Annotated in this window: 14 protein-coding genes; 10 read left to right on the top strand and 4 right to left on the bottom strand. The window is 69.9% G+C overall.

What is annotated here, in order from left to right:
• Positions 1–2: 2 nt before the first annotated feature.
• The 9 genes from ABZU32_RS35490 to ABZU32_RS35530 all read left to right on the top strand — a co-directional run bounded on the left by ABZU32_RS35490 (position 3) and on the right by ABZU32_RS35530 (position 11,537).
• Complete coding sequence (locus tag ABZU32_RS35490) at positions 3–932, top strand: sugar ABC transporter permease (RefSeq protein ID WP_354929622.1); 930 nt, start codon at positions 3–5, stop codon at positions 930–932.
• On the top strand, positions 929–1,753 hold the full coding sequence (locus tag ABZU32_RS35495; RefSeq protein WP_354929625.1) for a carbohydrate ABC transporter permease: 825 nt from the start codon (positions 929–931) through the stop codon (positions 1,751–1,753). Before ABZU32_RS35490 ends, ABZU32_RS35495 begins: the two co-directional genes overlap by 4 nt.
• Before the next feature lie 5 nt (positions 1,754–1,758).
• Positions 1,759–2,655, top strand: a complete 897-nt coding sequence (locus ABZU32_RS35500; RefSeq protein ID WP_354929628.1) for an ROK family protein — start codon at positions 1,759–1,761, stop codon at positions 2,653–2,655.
• A 160-nt stretch (positions 2,656–2,815) separates the two neighbouring features.
• Positions 2,816–3,952 (top strand): glycoside hydrolase family 68 protein, encoded by a 1,137-nt coding sequence (locus ABZU32_RS35505; protein WP_354929631.1) that lies wholly within the window; start codon positions 2,816–2,818, stop codon positions 3,950–3,952.
• 347 nt (positions 3,953–4,299) lie between these two features.
• The gene (locus tag ABZU32_RS35510; protein WP_354929634.1) at positions 4,300–5,571 is read left to right on the top strand and encodes an extracellular solute-binding protein; all 1,272 of its coding nucleotides are present in this window, start codon (positions 4,300–4,302) and stop codon (positions 5,569–5,571) included.
• A 3-nt stretch (positions 5,572–5,574) separates the two neighbouring features.
• Positions 5,575–6,537 (top strand): sugar ABC transporter permease, encoded by a 963-nt coding sequence (locus ABZU32_RS35515; protein ID WP_354929637.1) that lies wholly within the window; start codon positions 5,575–5,577, stop codon positions 6,535–6,537.
• Entirely contained in the window at positions 6,534–7,340 is an 807-nt protein-coding gene (locus ABZU32_RS35520; RefSeq protein ID WP_354929640.1) for a carbohydrate ABC transporter permease, read from the top strand. The genes ABZU32_RS35515 and ABZU32_RS35520 overlap by 4 nt, the downstream gene beginning before the upstream one ends.
• Positions 7,341–7,365: 25 nt before the next feature.
• Positions 7,366–9,051, top strand: a complete 1,686-nt coding sequence (locus ABZU32_RS35525; RefSeq protein ID WP_354929643.1) for a trehalase family glycosidase — start codon at positions 7,366–7,368, stop codon at positions 9,049–9,051.
• Positions 9,052–10,055: 1,004 nt separating this feature from the next.
• Positions 10,056–11,537, top strand: coding sequence for an arabinofuranosidase catalytic domain-containing protein (locus tag ABZU32_RS35530; RefSeq protein WP_354929646.1), 1,482 nt, complete (start codon positions 10,056–10,058; stop codon positions 11,535–11,537).
• Between the two features lie 227 nt (positions 11,538–11,764).
• Here the strand turns inward: ABZU32_RS35530 and ABZU32_RS35535 are convergent, their stop codons facing one another.
• The 4 genes from ABZU32_RS35535 to ABZU32_RS35550 form a co-directional block, all read right to left on the bottom strand.
• The gene (locus ABZU32_RS35535) at positions 11,765–13,405 is read right to left on the bottom strand and encodes a cellulose binding domain-containing protein (RefSeq protein ID WP_354929649.1); all 1,641 of its coding nucleotides are present in this window, start codon (positions 13,403–13,405) and stop codon (positions 11,765–11,767) included.
• Between the two features lie 175 nt (positions 13,406–13,580).
• Positions 13,581–13,937 carry a cellulose binding domain-containing protein gene (locus tag ABZU32_RS35540; protein WP_354929652.1) on the bottom strand — a complete coding sequence of 119 codons (357 nt, stop codon included), beginning with the start codon at positions 13,935–13,937 and terminating at the stop codon, positions 13,581–13,583.
• 96 nt (positions 13,938–14,033) lie between these two features.
• A complete protein-coding gene (locus tag ABZU32_RS35545; RefSeq protein ID WP_354929655.1) occupies positions 14,034–14,933 on the bottom strand; it encodes a PHB depolymerase family esterase in 900 nt (299 codons plus the stop codon).
• Positions 14,934–15,230: 297 nt separating this feature from the next.
• Positions 15,231–15,608 (bottom strand): hypothetical protein, encoded by a 378-nt coding sequence (locus tag ABZU32_RS35550; protein ID WP_354929658.1) that lies wholly within the window; start codon positions 15,606–15,608, stop codon positions 15,231–15,233.
• Positions 15,609–15,630: 22 nt separating this feature from the next.
• Here ABZU32_RS35550 and ABZU32_RS35555 point away from each other — a divergent pair.
• Positions 15,631–16,364: endo-1,4-beta-xylanase (locus ABZU32_RS35555; protein ID WP_354929661.1), on the top strand; the 734-nt coding region annotated here is incomplete at its 3' end.

The raw sequence follows: 16,364 nt of genomic DNA on the forward strand, positions 1-16,364 counted from the left end.
AGGTGGTGCCCCGCCCCGCCGGCGCCCGATCGGCGTCCCGGCGGCCGGTCACGGCCAAGCTGCGCGGCTCGCGCGGCTTGGCCGGCTGGCTGTTCGTCGCCCCGGCGCTCGCCTTCTACGCGGTGTTCGTCCTGCGCCCGATCGCCGTGACGTTCCAGTACTCGCTGTACGACTGGGACGGCATCGGCGCCTCCACCTGGGTGGGGCCGGCCAACTACGGCAAGGTCTTCACCGACCCCGACCTGTTCGAGTCGCTGGTCAACGCCGTCAAGCTGATCGTGTTCTTCAGCGCGATCCCGGTCGTGCTGGGGCTGGCGATCGCCGCGACGATCAGGCGCATCGCCGCGACCAGGCTCGCCCTGGTGGCGCGCACCGTGATCTTCCTGCCGCAGGTCATCCCGCTGGTGGCCGCCGGCATCGCGTGGAGCTGGCTGCTGGCCTCCACCGGAGTGGTCAACCAGTTGCTCACGCTGGTCGGCCTGGGCGGGGTGACCCGGGCCTGGCTGGGCGACTTCGGCACCGCCCTGCCGGCGGTCGGCATGATCGGCGCGTGGGTGCTGCTCGGCCTGTGCACGCTGCTGCTCCTGGCGGGCATGAGCAAGATCGACCCGGCGCTGTACGAGGCCGCCCGGCTCGACGGCGCCGGGCCGTGGCGGGAGTTCATCTCGATCACCGTCCCCAGCCTGCGCCAGGAGATCGCGGTCTGCGTCACCGTGACCGTGATCGCGGCGCTGGCGAGCTTCGACATCATTTACATCTCCACCCAGGGCGGCCCCGGCAACACGACCATGGTGCCCGGCCTGCAGATCTTCTACCTGGCCTTCTCCGAACGCGAGGTGGGCATGGCCTCGGCCCTCGCCGTGGTGCTCATGGTCCTGGTGATGGCCTGCGCCCTTCCCATCCAGTGGTTCGCGAAGGACGGCAACCGATGATCACCGCACGGGGGGAGGCCTGGACCGGCCGGCTGCTGCTCTTCCTGATGATGGCGGTCACGCTCCTGCCGTTCATCAGCCTGTTCGTCACCGCCCTGCACCCCTCGGGCACCTACCCGGCCGGGCTGGCCTGGCCGGAGCACCCGCAGTGGGGCAACTTCCCGCGGGCCTTCCAGGCCGCGAACATGCTGGAGCTGCTGAAGTCGAGCGTCCTCATCGTGCTGGGCGTGGTCCCGCTGTCGATCCTGCTGGGCACGATGGCCGGCTTCGCCATCGGCCACCTGCGGGTGATCGGCGGACGGGTGGTCTTCCTGCTGTTCGTGCTCGGCCTGACCCTGCCGTTCGAGGGCATCATCACGCCGCTGTACTACCAGATCCGCGACATGGGGCTCCTGAACACCCGGTGGGCGATCATCCTGCCGCTCATCGGCCTGTTCATGCCGTTCAGCGTCTTCTGGATGCGCGCCCACTTCGTCAACATGCCCGGGGAGCTGTCCGAGAGCGCGCGGATGGACGGCGCCAACCTATGGCAGCTGTTCCGCCGCATCCACCTCCCCCTGGCCATGCCGGCGATCTCCTCGCTGGGCATCCTGCTGTTCCTGTGGACCTGGAACCAGTTCCTGCTGGCCATCGTCCTGGTCGACGACCCCGCCAAGCGCACGATGTCCGGCGCGCTGGGCGCCTTCCAGGGCCAGTGGGGCACTGACATCCCGCTGCTGTGCGCCGGGTCGCTGCTGATCCTGGCCCCCACGCTCGCGATCTTCCTGATCTTCCAGCGTCACTTCGTCAAGGCCCTGCTCCAGGGCTCGCTGAAGGGATGACGGCGATGAGCGCACCGCCGCCGCTCTTCGGCGGGATCGAGGCGGGCGGCACGAAGTGGGTGTGCGCGGTCGCCGACGCCGGCGGGGAGATCCTCGCGACGCACGTGCTGGCGACCACCACGCCGGAGGAGACCATCACCGGCGCCGTGCGGTTCTTCCAGGAGCACCGGACGCTCGCCGCGATCGGCGTGGGCACCTTCGGCCCGGTCGACCTGCGGCCGGGCTCACCGACGTACGGCCACATCACGGTCACGCCCAAGCCCGGCTGGACCCACACCGACGTCGTCTCCCCGTTGCGCGCCGCGCTGCGCGTTCCCGTCGGCCTGGACACCGACGTGAACGCCGCCGCGCTGGGGGAGTGGCGGCGCGGCGCCGGGCGAGGGCTGGAGACGCTCGCCTACATGACCGTGGGCACGGGCATCGGCGTGGGAGCCGTGCTGAACGGCCGCCCGGCGCACGGTCTCCTGCACCCGGAGTTCGGCCACATCCGCATCCCGCACGACCGCGCCCGAGACCCGTTCGCGGGCAGTTGCCCCTTTCACGGCGACTGCCTGGAAGGGCTCGCCTCCGGGGAGGCGATGCGCCGGCGCTGGGGACGGCGTGCGGAGGACCTGGACGACCCGGCGGCGTGGGAGCTCGAGGCCGAGTACCTCGCTTACGCCGTCACCACCCTCACCTACGCGCTGTCTCCCGAGCGGATCGTCATCGGCGGCGGCGTCGCGAAGCGTCCGGGGCTGCTGTCCCGGATCCGGGCGCGCGCGTTCGACCTGGCCGCCGGCTATCCGGCGATACCGGCGCTGACCGACCGGTCCGCCATGGAGGAGTACGTGGCCGGCCCTTCGCTCGGCGACCACTCCGGAATCGCCGGCGCCGTCGAGCTCGCCATGAGCGCCCTGGCCTGACCGGCGGGCCCGCCGGTCAGGCGAGATCACATCCATCACTCTCAGAGAAGAGGTTCACCATGCTCCGCCAAGGACGGTCACGGGCCGCACGGGGAACGGCGGACGGACCCGGCGCGCTCCACGGACGCATCGGTGGTCACCGCCGCCGGCAGGGCGCCGCGTGAGCGACGGCCGGCCGGCGCGCTGGACCCGCCGGCATCTCGACCTGCTCGCCGAGACCGGCGCGGTCACCGTGCCCGTCATCGATCCGCCGTCCCTGCCGCGCATCCTGCCCGGCCACTATCTGTGGGACCTGTGGCCGATCCAGGAGGAGGACGGCTCGACGAGCGTGATCGGCGGGCGTGAGCTGTGGATGGCCCTGTCGGCTCCCGCCCTCGGCCATCCGGAGGAGCGCCACGACCAGGCGCGCATCCGCCTGCTCGCCAGGTACGGCGAGGAGTGGACCGACCTCGGGAACGCCTTCGCCGACGGCGCCTCGCCCGGCAGCCGCGAATGGTCGGGGTCGGCGGTCCGCCGGCCCGACGGCACCGTCTCGGTGTTCTACACGGCCGCCGGACGGCGAGGCGAGGCACGCCCGACCTTCGCGCAGAGCGTCATCGAGACCCGTCCCGCCCTCATCGCCGACGGCGGCCGGATCGCGCTCGGACGGGACGCCGACCACCGCGAGGTGCTGCGCTCCGACGGCCGGATGTACCTGCCGGCCGACGAGTCCGAGGGAGCGCCGGGCCGCATCAGGGCCTTCCGCGATCCCGGCTGGTTCCGCGACCCGGCCGACGGGCGCGACCACCTGCTCGTCGCCGCGTCCACCGCCTGGGAGGACGGCTTCACCGGCGCGATCGCCCTGGCCGGGCGGCGGGCCGGCGCCTGGGTCCTGCAGCCGCCCCTGCTCGTCGCCGAAGGCGTCAACCACGAGCTCGAACGACCGCACGTCATCGTGCACGAGTCGCGCTACTACCTGTTCTTCTCCACCCAGCGCCACGGCTTCCACCCGGCCGGCAGCGCGCCCACCGGGTTGTACGGCTTCGCCGCGCCCAGCCTGACCGGACCGTACGAGCCGCTCAACGGGTCCGGGCTCGTGCTCGGCAATCCCTCCGCCCGGCCCGACCAGACCTACGCCTGGCTGGTGCTGCCCGACCTCCAGGTGGTCGGCTTCGCCAACTACGGGTCCGAGCCGGGCATGGACCTCCGGTTCGCGGAGGCCGAGCGGGCACGGGCCGCTTTCGGCGGCACCATCGCTCCGGCGCTGAGGCTCACCGTGGACGGGTTGACGACCACCGTCGTGCCGTCCGCCCGCTGACCGGACGCATGGACGGCCTCGTGGCCGCGTCGCCCGCCCAGGGACGCGGCCACGAGGGCCGCGTCTCAGGGGGCCGTGTCCGGCCGTCGCTCGAATCGATTCGATGTGCGGCACGGCAGACGTCTCGGGTCGATCGCCGGCGGAACACCCGCGACATCCGCCGGTGACGCGGCGGCCATCCGGCGGCGAGGCACGGGCGCGGCGCCGTGCAACAGGACGGCATACATTGGGTCTCTCCCATTGACTCCTCTTGTGGGCGCGCTTATGTTCATCGAACCGGTTCGGCGAACCGGTTCGACCGGCCATCGAAAATAGCCGCTCAACGCCTGTCAGCGGAGGTCATAATCATGGGGTCAGCAGCAACGAGCCGCCACGCGGCCGGCCTGGGTCTCACGGTCCTGCTGGTCGCCGGCGGTACGGTCGCGTGCTCGTCGTCGTCCGGTGGCGGCGACGCGGCCAGCGCGAGCCCGGCCGCCGGCGGCGGCACCTACACCATCTGGGATCCCTACCCCCAGTACGACAAGAGCTCCGAGTGGGTGAAGCTGCTCGAGACGTGCGGCACCCAGGCCGGGGTGAAGATCGAGCGCACCGGCTACGACACCAGTGACCTGACCAACAAGGCGCTGCTGGCCGCCCAGCAGGGCAACGCGCCGGACGTGCTGATCGTGGACAACCCGGTGGTCTCCACGATGGCCGAGGCCGGGGTCCTGACGACCACGGAGGAGAACAAGCTCGACACCTCCGCCATCGCGCCGAACCTGCTGGCCGCCGGGCAGAGCGGCGGCAAGACCTACGGCGTCCCGATCGGCGCCAACACCCTCGCCCTGTACTACAACAAGGCGGTGCTCAAGAAGGCCGGGGTGGACGTCGCCTCGGTCAAGGACTGGGCCTCGCTCACCGCGGCGCTCGCGAAGGTGAAGGCGGCGGGCAAGAAGGGCATCACCTTCTCCGCCATCGGCACCGAGGAGGGCAGCTTCCAGTTCCTGCCCTGGTACTGGGGGTCCGGGGCCCAGCTGACCAAGCTCGACTCCCCCGAGGGGGTCTCGGCGGCGGCGCTGTGGACCGACTGGCTGAAGAAGGGGTACGCCCCGAACTCCGTCATCAACAACACCCAGACCACCAGCTGGCAGGAGTTCGCCACCGGCGACTACGCCTTCGCCGAGAACGGCACCTGGCAGCTCGCCAACGCCGAGAAGGCCGGCTTCGACTACGGCATCATCCCGATCCCGGCCAAGGCCGGCGGGACCGCGCCGGCGCCGACCGGCGGCGAGTTCGTGAGCATTCCCGTGCAGAAGGACACCGCCCGCTACGCCACCTCCCAGAAGCTCGTGGCGTGCCTGACCGACACCGCCAACTCCCTCACCACGACCACCACCCTGTCCTACGTCGCCCCCACCGAAGCGGTGCAGGCCAAGCAGGTCGAGCAGAACCCGAAGCTCGAGGTCTGGGTGGAGGCCGTCAAGGCCGCGAAGGGCCGCACCAGCGACGACCTGGGCACCAAGTATCCGAAGATCTCCGAGCCGATGTGGGGCGCGGTGCAGGCGGCGCTGAGCGGGTCGAAGAACCCCCAGCAGGCGATGGCGGACGCGCAGACGGCCGCGGCGAGCGCCACCCAGTAAGACATGAGCCGAGTCATAGAGAAGCCGGCGCGTGCCGCCCGTGACCCCCTTCCCTCGGCGAGGAGGGGGCGCCGGGCGGCACGCCTGGCGTCAGGGCAGTGGGCGGCGTGGGCGTTCCTCGCCCCGATCGTGGTCTACCTGACGGTCTTCTACGCCTACCCGCTGTTCCGCAACGTCGAGTTGAGCCTGCGCAACTACACCGTGCGCTCCTTCGTGCAGGGCGATGCCCCCTTCACCGGCCTGACCAACTACGCCAAGGTCGTCGGCGACCCGGCCTTCGGGCCGACGCTGTGGCACACGGCGGTGTTCACCGTGGTGTCGCTGGCCTTCCAGTTCGCGATCGGGCTGGCCCTGGCGGTGTTCTTCGCCAGGCACTTCCGCCTGTCGGCCACCTTGCGGGCGCTGTTCCTGGTCCCGTGGCTGCTCCCGCTGATCGTGTCGGCCTCCACCTGGTCGTGGATGCTCAACAGCGACTCCGGCGTCGTCAACGCCGTGCTGAGGACGGTCGGCCTCGGACCGGTGAACTGGCTGACCTCCCCCGACTGGTCCCTGTGGTCGGTGACCATCGCCAACATCTGGATCGGCGTCCCGTTCAACCTCGTGGTGCTGTACTCCGGCCTGCAGGCCATCAACCCCACCGTGTACGAGGCCGCCGCGCTGGACGGGGCGAACGGCCGGCAGCGGTTCTGGAGGGTCACCTTCCCCCTGCTGCGCCCGGTGTCGGCGGTCACGCTGCTCCTCGGACTGGTGTACACGCTGAAGGTGTTCGACATCATCTGGATCATGACCAAGGGCGGGCCCAGCGGCTCCTCCACCACCTTCGCCACCTGGTCCTACCGGCTCGGGTTCGGCAACCTGGTGCCCTCCTTCGGCCCCGGGGCGGCCGTGGGCAACCTGCTGATCGTGATGGCCCTCGTCTTCGGGCTGGTCTACATCCGCGCGCAACGCAAGCAGGACCTCACATGAGGCACTGGAGGACCGGTGCCGGTCTCCTGCTCACCGCGGTGATGCTGTTCCCCGTCTACTGGATGATCAATGTGTCCTTCACCAGGGAACAGGACATGCGCAAGAGCCCGCCGAACTGGCTGCCCATCAACGGCACGCTGGACGGGTACCGCGCGGTGCTGGACCAGCAGCTCCCTTACCTCGGCATCAGCCTGGTCGTCGGGCTCGGCACCGTCGCCCTGACCCTGCTCGTCGCGGCCCCGGCGGGCTACTCGCTGGCCAAGCTGCGGCCCCGCGGCGGCGGAGCGCTGAGTTTCGTGCTGCTGGTCGCCCAGATGATCCCGGGCATCATCATGGCGATGGGCTTCTACGCCATCTTCCTCAACACCGGCATGCTCAACACCGTCTCAGGGCTGATCGTGGCCGACTCCACCCTCGCGGTGCCGTTCGCGGCCCTGATCCTGACCGCGTTCATGTCGGGCATCCCCGAGGAGCTGCTGCAGGCCGCCCGCGTCGACGGGGCCGGGGTGATGCGCACGTTCTGGTCCATCGTGCTGCCCGTCAGCCGCAACTCCCTCATCACGGTGTCGCTGTTCACCTTCCTGTGGGCGTGGTCGGACTTCATCTTCGCCAGCACCCTGGACCAGGGCGGCGACCACCAGCCCATCACCCTCGGCATCTACCACTACATCGGCAACAACAACCAGGAATGGAACGCCATCATGGCCACCGCCGTGATCGCCTCCATCCCCGCCACGGTGCTGCTCATCATCGCCCAGCGTTACGTCGCCGCCGGCGTCACCGCCGGCGCCGTCAAAGACTGACCTTCGGAGAAGGGATTCTCATTTCATGACCGCCGCCTCGGGCCCGGTGTTCTCCCTGCGGGAAATCCCGTTCAGCTTCAGCGGATCGTGGTTCGCCTTCTCACCGGTGGTGGCCGAGAAGGTCTACGCCGAGGACGTGCACCTGGTCTCGCACCAGACCGGCATGCACCCGATCCTGCGGCTGGTGCCCACGGCCGAGACCGCGATCGACGCCGCTCCGCACCAGCTCACCTGGAGGGGCGACGACGGCCGGATCGAGCTGGCCTACGAGACCACCGACACCGTCCGGGTGCGCGGCCGCGGCCTCGGGCTCCGCCTGCTGGCCGCCGACCCCGTCCTGACCCCGTTCAGCGGCCCGTACTTCTACCAGGACCCCGCGGACGGCTCCTACGTCTTCACCGTCTACCAGACCGGGCGCCGCTACCGCGTCACCCTGCTGGACGGGCGGGCCGAGTCCGTCGGCGCCCAGGCGCTCGGCACGGCCGAACGCGGCGTCCTGCTCCCGGCGGACGAGCCATGGGAGATCGCCCTGGAGGAGTACGAGACCGCCCGCGCCCCGTTCGCCAGTGACACCTCCTTCGAGCAGGTGGCCAAGACGGCGCGCGCCGAGTTCGACGCCTTCACCGCGGCCGTCGCGCCCTGGCGCAGCGACCGGACGCCCGCCGCCGAGCTGGCCGCCTACGTGCTGTGGTCGGCCACCGTGCGCCCCGCGGGGTTCGTCACCCGCCCCGCGGTGCTGATGTCCAAGCACTGGATGGACAAGGTCTGGAGCTGGGACCACTGCTTCAACGCCATCGCCCTGGCGGGCGGGCTGCCCGATCTCGCGGAGGACCAGTTCCGGCTGCCCTTCGACCACCAGGACGCCTCGGGTGCGCTGCCCGACTCCGTCACCCACTCGGAGATCCTCTACAACTTCGTCAAACCGCCCATCCACGGCTGGGCCCTGCGGCGGCTGCGCCCGTCCTGCGACCTCGAGCCGTCCGAGACCTACCGGCTGCTGGAACGCTGGACCCGCTTCTGGCTGGACGCCCGGCGCGCTCCCGGCAGGGAACTGCCGCACTACCAGCACGGCAACGACAGCGGCTGGGACAACGCCACCACCTTCGACCCCGAACGCGTCATCGAGAGCGCCGACCTGGCCGCCTTCCTGGTGCTCCAGATGCGCGAACTCGCCCGTCTGGCCACGGGACTCGGCGAACCGGACGCGGCCGAGCGCTGGTCCAGCGCCGCGGACCGGACGCGCGAGGCACTGCTCACCGAGCTGTGGGACGGGTCGAGGTTCCTCGCGCGCGGCGCGCACTCCGGCCGGACTTGGTCCAGCTCCAGCCTGCTCGACCTCATGCCGATCGTCCTCGGGGAAGAACTGCCCGAACCGGTGCGTGACGCGCTCGCCGCCCGCATCGAGGACCACCTCACCGCCTTCGGCCCGGCGACCGAGCTGCCCACATCGCCGCACTACCGGGACGACGGCTACTGGCGCGGACCCATCTGGGCGCCCTCGACCGTCCTCATCGAGGACGGCCTGCGGCGGGCCGGCCACGTCGAGCTGGCCGACGAGATCAGCGCACGGTTCCGTACGTTGTGCGAGAAATCCGGCTTCGCGGAGAACTTCGACGCACGGACCGGTGAGGGGCTGCGCGACCGTGCCTACACCTGGACGGCCGGCGCCTACCTCATCCTCGCCGGCGACCACGAACGGCGTCGGGTCTGACCCGCTTCGTCGTCGCCGGGGTGAGCCCTATTCGCACGGTCGGAGCGCCGAAGGGCCAGGACGTGTTGTTAGCGATAACATCTCAGCTCGCCTCCGCTTGGGTGGTGATCGGCGCCGACCGCCCGCGGCGTGGCCCCGTCCGGCGCCGATCCGGCGGCGGCCGGTCGGCGCGCGGCCGGGTCATCCTCGTGCGGACGGGCGGCGCTCCATCAGGGGTTAAGTTTCCGCCCTCGGGGGGTTAAGTTACGGCCGATCGTGAGCGATCGGTACGCCGAAGTCAACGCTGCGGACGGTGGCGAGCCTGCTTTCGGCGACGGCGTCAGGCGACGCCAGCGCCGGGCCGGATGACGGCTCGGCGGCGCCGGCGGTGGGCTCGCCGGACACCGCGAGGCACGTGCCGCGCCGACAGCGTTCGCGATAATGCCTGCTCAGCGGGGTGACACTGTTCTGACGCGAGAGTGGCGCGGCGGGGTGAAGACGACGCGCCGAGCCGTCGCCGAGCCCGCTCGCCCGCGTCCGGCCGCCGTATGGGGCTCCGCGATCCCGCCCCGGCCGCGGTGACATCGTTCGGCCGCGCCGACTGAAAGTTTCAGTGGTGTGCGCCCCTCGTGGAAGGCGGTCGCGCGAGCGCCGGGGAATCGCCGTAACCGCTCGCCGTGCCAGGTCCTGGCCTCCGTGCCGGGCCGCCGCGCTCCGGTGGGAGGGATCCGCGCGGCCGGCTCATGGTCTTGACAGGTTCCGTACCGGTTTCCACACTGACTCCCCGAGCGGCCTGCTCTCCTCGGACGTCAGGTGGTGTGCGGCGGAACTCGTCACCGTGGAGCCCGCCGGAGAGAGGCCGCTCCACCGTGGCGTCCGCCACGAAGTCCGACGTCACCGACCCCGGTGACGCAACCCGGTTCTGCTGTCGCTGACACGTCGACATACCCGCGCGCGTCGTTGTTAGCGCTAACAATTCGGGTCGTGACAGTGGAACACCGGTTACAGAGAACGGAAGAGCACCCATGCGACAGAGCACCGCACATCGTGGGAGGTGGACGCTGATCGCCGGCGTCCTGGCCCTCCTGACGGCCATGGTCGGCGTGGCTGGGACCCATCTCGCCTCGGCGGCCGCGGCGGGATGCCGGGTCACCTACACCGTCAGCGCCCAGTGGCAGGACGGCTTCGGCGCCAACGTCATCGTCGACAACCTCGGCGACCCGGTCGACGGCTGGAGGCTGACCTGGTCGTTCCCGGCCGGGCAGTCCATCACGCAGTTGTGGAACGGGTCCTACACCCAGTCGGGGTCGTCGGTGACGGTGACCAACGCCTCCTACAACGGCGCCATCCCCACGGGGGGAAGCACCAGTTTCGGGTTCAACGGAAGCTGGAGCGGCTCCAACCCGGTGCCGTCGAGCTTCGCCCTCAACGGCACGACCTGCACCGGCGGCGTCTCTTCCCCCTCGCCCACTCCCACCGTCACCCCGACCGTCACGCCGACGCCCACGCCTACGCCGACCCCGACGCCGACGATCACGCCCACGCCGTCGGGCAAGCAGCCGTGTGACATCTACGCCGACGGCGGCACGCCGTGCGTGGCGGCGCACAGCACCACGCGCGCGCTGTACGCCTCCTACAACGGCCCGCTGTACCAGGTGCGGCGCGCCTCGGACAACACCACGCGGGACGTCGGCGTGCTGAGCCCGGGCGGGGTGGCCAATGCCGCGACCCAGGACTCCTTCTGCGCGAACACGACCTGTCTGATCAGTGTCATCTACGACCAGTCGGGTCGGAACAACCGGCTGACCCAGGCGCCTCCCGGCGGGTTCTCCGGCCCGGCGGCGGGCGGGTACGACAACCTCGCGACCGCGACCAAGGCGCCGACCACGGTGGGCGGCCACAAGGCCTACGGGGTCTACGTGGACGCCGGTGTCGGCTACCGCAACAACGCCACCAACGGCATCGCCAAGGGCGACCAGCCCGAGGGCATGTACGCCATCTTCGACGGGACGCACTACAACGGTGGTTGCTGCTTCGACTACGGCAACGCCGAGACCAACAGCCGCGACAACGGCAACGGCACGATGGAGGCCATCTACTTCGGCAACATCAAGGTGTGGGGCACCGGCGCGGGCAACGGCCCCTGGATCATGGCCGACCTGGAGAACGGCCTGTTCTCCGGCGTCAACCAGAAGAACAACGCTGGCGACCCGACCATCACCCACCGGTACCTGACCGCCATCATCAAGGGCGAGCCCAACCACTGGGCCATCCGCGGCGGCAACGCCCAGTCCGGCGGTCTTGGCACCTTCTACGACGGCAAGCGGCCCAACGTGTCGGGCTACAACCCGATGAAGAAGGAAGGGGCCATCATCCTCGGCATCGGCGGCGACAACAGCCACGGCGCCGTGGGCACCTTCTACGAGGGCGTGATGACCTCCGGCTATCCCTCCGACGCCACCGAGAACGCCGTCCAGGCCAACATCACCGCCGCCGGCTACCGGTAGGCGAGCGACCGCGGGCCGCACCGGACCGCCGAGCCGCCCCTGGGACATCCAGGGGCGGCTCGCCGTCGTCCGTCCGCCGGCCGGGCAGGAAAGGACTCTCACCCGGCCTTTCCCTGCCGGGAACCGTAGACCGGCGGCCCTGTCGCATCGACCGGACGTGCCCTCCCGCCGCCGCCGTCAGGGCCGGCGGCGGGAGGGCGCGGTCAGGAGACGGTGCTACCGGGTCGTCATGGGCTGGTGCAGCTCAGCCCGGTGGGCGCCGTCGAACCGTTTCCGTTGGCGGTGAATCCGAACGTCGTCGACCCGTTGCCGGGAACGGTGCCGTTGTAGGCGGCGTTCTTGACGGTGATCGCGCCGGAGGTGCCGGTGTTCACGCCGTTCCACATGCTCGAAACGGTCTGCCCGCCGGCCAGCGTCATGCTGACGGTCCAGCCGTTGAGCGCGGAGGTTCCGCCGTTGCCGACGGTCACCTCACCCTGGAAGCCGCCGCCCCAGTCGTTGACCAGCCGGTAGGTCGCCGTGCAACCGCCCGGAACGGGAGTGGGCGTCGGCGTCGGGCTGGGCGTCGGGGTGGGACTGGGCGTCGGGGTCGGAGTGGGAGTGGGAGTGGGCGTCGGGGTCGGGGTGGGCGTCGGCGAGGTGTCGCCGCTGACCCGGTAGACGACGGTGCCGTGCGAGGGCACGCTGGCCGAGATCGTCCCGGTGCTGGTGGTGGTGGCGTTGGTCCAGGCGTCGCGCAGGGTGAACGAGCTGCCCGACTTGCCGATCGCCGAGGCGGTGGTGCTGATCGTGGTGGTGCTGCCGCCCTGGTTGAACAGGGCGACCGCGACGTCGCCGTTGCTGAGCTTCTTGGCCAGCACGCGGCGGGTGCCGTCGTTGCTGATCTGGGTCGCCTGCAGGCCGAGGGTGTCCTGGTTGATCGCGATGAGGCGGGGGTTCTTCAGGATCGTCGAGGTCGCCGAGTCCATGCTGCGCAGGTCGTTCCCGGCGATGAGCGGCGAGGCCATCATCGCCCAGAGGGCGAAGTGGCTGCGCATCTCGGTGTCGGTCATGCCGCCCCGGCCGACCTCCATCATGTCGGGGTCGTTGAACTGCCCGGGCTTGGCGTAGGAGGCGAGCGGGATGGTGACGTTGACGATGTTCTGGATGCCCATGGGGTACCCGTTGGTCTGGCCGGTGTCCCACTTGTTGGTGATGTCCTCGGTGGTCCGCCAGATGTTGGCGATGTCGCCCCAGTTGCGGCGTGGCCCGGTCTTGTCGTGGATGCTGTTGGAGTTGATGCTGTAGAGGATCGGCCGCCCCGTCGCGGCGAGCGCGTCACGCATCTTGGCGAACGTGGTGATCTGGTCGTTGATGGTGCCGTTGGGCGAGCACCAGTCGTACTTCAGGTAGTCCACCCCCCAGGCGGCGAACTGCCGAGCGTCCTGGGCCTCGTGTCCCTGGCTTCCGGTCGCCCCAGGGTAGCTGCCGAAGTACTGCGCGCAGGTCTTGTCCACCGGGACCTGGTAGATGCCGAACTTCAGCCCCTTGCCGTGCAGGTAGTCCCCGAGCGCCTTCATCCCGCTGGGGAACCGCGACGGATTGCCCTGCAGGTTTCCCGAGGAGTCGCGGTTGGAGTTGAACCAGCAGTCGTCGACCACCACGTACTGGTAGCCGAGGTCGCGCAGCCCGGAGTTGACGATCGCGTCGGCCATCTGCTTGATCAGCGACTCGCTGATGTTGCACCCGAAGGTGTTCCAGCTGTTCCATCCCATGGGCGGCGTGCGCGCCACGCCGTTCTCCAGGGCGCCGGCCTCCCCTTGGACGGCGACCAGGCCGCCCAGGAGCACCCCGGTGGCGAGCGCCGCCGAGCCGAGCCGAGTTCTCACTTTGCGCACTGTTCCTCCTGCGGACCTACGAAGAGCACTTACGGAAAGAGGGCCCTCGCGCACCGGCGCGGGGCGAACGGCGCGGGCGGCATCGACTCGACCGCTCCCGTGAGGGGCCCGTCAGAACTCAGGGGTGGAGCCCGGCCGGGCTCCACCCCTGACGGTTGGTCCTGGGTCAGGCGATGGTGCACGCCGCGCCGTTGAGGGTGAACGACGTGGGTTTACCGGTGTTGCCGGTGTGGGTGGCCTGGAAGCCGATGCTGACCGAGGCGTTGGGCGCGATGGCGCCGTTGTAGGAGACGTTCTTCGCGGTCACCTGGCCGCTGGTGGGGCTGTAGGTGGCGTTCCAGCCGGAGGTGATGGTCTGGCCGCCGGGCAGGGTGAAGACCAGCGACCAGCCGTCGATCGCGGCGGTGCCGGTGTTGGTGATGGAGATGTCCGAGGTCAGACCGGAGTTCCACGCGTTGAGGGTGTCGGTGACCCGGCAGGCTCCGGTGCCCGGGGTGGGGGTCGGGGTGGGGGTCGGCGTCACGGTCGGCGTCGGCGTCGGCGTCGGCGTCGGGGTGGGGGTCGGGGTGGGGGTCGGGGTGGGGTTCGGGTCGGTGCCCGCGAACTGGGTGAAGAACTTCTACACCTCTCCCGGCACCCAACTGGATCCGCTGGTGCCGGTGCCACCGTCATGCGGAGCGGGGTTGTGGTCGTCGTCGAACGCCGCCCACACGACCGGATATCCGGCCCGGCATCCGGAGTAGGCGGTGATCCGGTGGGTCAGGCTGCCCTGCGTCGGCTCGGGCGGGTTCTGCGCGGTGCAGCCGTTGTTCTTGACGAACTTGTCGCGCAGCGTCCGTCCGTTGGAGATGTTGAGGACGCTGTCCCTGATGCCGTGGATGCCGTAGTAGGCGACGGGCTGCGTGCCTCCGCTGCATCCGCTGAGCTGGGCGCCGGACAGGACCGCCACCGCACGGAAGACCGTCGGACGGCTGCACGCGAGCGAGAACGACATGGCGCCGCCATAGCTCCACCCCGTGGCGAAGAGCTGTGTGGTGTCGACGCAGAGGTCTGTCTCGATCTGCCGGACGATGTCGTCGATGAAGGTGACGTCCTCGCCGCCGGAGTTGGCCCAGCCGTTGTTGAAGCCCTGGGGCGCGACGAAGATGGTGCTGTTGTTCGACAGGCGCTGCAGGCCGTAGTAGGACCAGACGTCCCTCTGCACGGTCTGGCCCGTGGCGACGTCGGTGGCGGTGCCACCCAGCCAGTGCAGGCCGAAGATCAGCCGGTAGGGGTGGTTCCTGTCGTAGTTGTCGGGAATCCGCAGAATGTAGCTGCGGTTCTTGCCACTGGTCGTGATCGACCTCGTACCGCTGGTCAGCGTCGGGGCCTTGCCGCATCCGGCGGTCGCCGCGGCGACGCTCGCGCCCGCCGCCTTCGTCGCTCCGTCGAGGCCTTCGCTCAGCGCCGCGCGACCGGTGGCCAGCACGAGAAGCGCCGCGACCGCGATGGCCCCTAAGAACGATCTATGTCTTGACATCGCACTCCCCGTCCAAGGGTCTTGTTAGCGCTAACATCGCGTCGGGTCGGCCCTTTCGCCAGGTGGGATGGCGGCGGGTCGACCGGCCGCCGGTAGGCGCGTACTGGTTGTCGGCAACATGCGGGGCTCGCCGGGCTTGTTTCCGATTGGTGGTGGTGCGGCGGAGCAAATACGACGCGGCGGAGTCCCGTCAAGGTGAGGACTCCACCGCGCGCCGGCCTCCCATCGCCCGGCGTTCCCCGACCGCGTCTACCAGGCGCGGAGCCGATTCCCTCCGAGGTTGGCGAGATGAAACTTTCAGGTCCCCGCCGAAGGTGATCTGCCCTCTGACAAGGAGGTTTCGACGGCGAAGGCGGCTCGACGCGGAACGGCGGAAACTTCGACGGCCGGCATCGGCGGTTCTCCCAGGCGAAGCCGGGTGCGGGCGCGCCCGAACGACCGAAACGATCGGCGCATGGCCTTGACACGTTTCGTGGAGATTTCCAAACTGAGTCCCGATATGGCCTCCTGCCGGTTCGGTGGTGAGCGGCAGAGGTCGCGGTTCATGGTGCGGTCCGATGGTGGCTTGACGCGCTGACGCGATCGATCGCCGAGCGCCGGCGCCACTGTTCTCGCGCGAAGACCGATCAGGCTCGGGCGTTCGTTTCGGGACGTTCCCGTGTTGATTTCATCCATTTTCAGTACTGGAGGCTCAGGCATGGGCGAGAAGCTGTCATCCGCCGCGGGAGCGCGGCGACGTCTCGGCGGTTCCCGCCGATTGGCGGTGGCCGGTGTCGTGGGTGTGCTCGGGGTGGTCTCGGCGTTGGCGGCGAGCACTCCGGCGGGCGCGGCGGCGAGCACGCTGGGCGCCGCGGCGGCGCAAAGCGGCCGCTACTTCGGCGCGGCGATCTCCGCCTCGCACCTCAACGACTCCACCTACGTGGCCACCTGGGACCGCGAGTTCTCCGGCGTCACCCCCGAAAACGAGATGAAGTGGGACGCCACCGAGCCCTCGCGCAACTCCTTCCGCTTCACCGGCGCCGACCAGATCGTCAGCCACGCCCAGAGCAAGGGCATGAAGATCCGCGGCCACACACTGGTCTGGCACGCCCAACTCCCCGACTGGGTCGGCGGCCTGTCCGCCTCCGACCTTCGCACCGCACTCACCAACCACATCAACGGCGTCATGGGCCACTACAAAGGCAAAATCGCCTACTGGGACGTGGTCAACGAGGCCTTCGCCGACGGCGGCTCGGTCGGGGCGCTGCGCAGCTCAGTGTGGACCCAGAAACTCGGCAACGGATTCATCGAGGAGGCCTTCCGCGCCGCACGCGCCGCCGACCCCAGCGCCAAACTCTGCTACAACGACTACAACATCGACGACGCCAACGCCAACAAGACCCGCGGCGTCTACAACATGGTCAAGGACTTCAAAGCCCGCGGCGTCCCCAT

This window comes from Sphaerisporangium sp. NPDC005288 (assembly GCF_040607475.1).
In the GTDB taxonomy this organism is placed as follows: domain Bacteria; phylum Actinomycetota; class Actinomycetes; order Streptosporangiales; family Streptosporangiaceae; genus Sphaerisporangium; species Sphaerisporangium rhizosphaerae.

Bases quoted from the DNA above. Each gene is read 5' to 3' on its own strand.
- ABZU32_RS35495 (WP_354929625.1), top strand. From the start codon at position 929: ATGATCACCGCACGGGGGGAGGCCTGGACCGGCCGGCTGCTGCTCTTC.
- ABZU32_RS35500 (WP_354929628.1), top strand. From the start codon at position 1,759: ATGAGCGCACCGCCGCCGCTCTTCGGCGGGATCGAGGCGGGCGGCACG.
- ABZU32_RS35510 (WP_354929634.1), top strand. From the start codon at position 4,300: ATGGGGTCAGCAGCAACGAGCCGCCACGCGGCCGGCCTGGGTCTCACG.
- ABZU32_RS35515 (WP_354929637.1), top strand. From the start codon at position 5,575: ATGAGCCGAGTCATAGAGAAGCCGGCGCGTGCCGCCCGTGACCCCCTT.
- ABZU32_RS35520 (WP_354929640.1), top strand. From the start codon at position 6,534: ATGAGGCACTGGAGGACCGGTGCCGGTCTCCTGCTCACCGCGGTGATG.
- ABZU32_RS35525 (WP_354929643.1), top strand. From the start codon at position 7,366: ATGACCGCCGCCTCGGGCCCGGTGTTCTCCCTGCGGGAAATCCCGTTC.
- ABZU32_RS35530 (WP_354929646.1), top strand. From the start codon at position 10,056: ATGCGACAGAGCACCGCACATCGTGGGAGGTGGACGCTGATCGCCGGC.
- ABZU32_RS35545 (WP_354929655.1), bottom strand. From the start codon at position 14,933: ATGTCAAGACATAGATCGTTCTTAGGGGCCATCGCGGTCGCGGCGCTT.
- ABZU32_RS35550 (WP_354929658.1), bottom strand. From the start codon at position 15,608: ATGGATGAAATCAACACGGGAACGTCCCGAAACGAACGCCCGAGCCTG.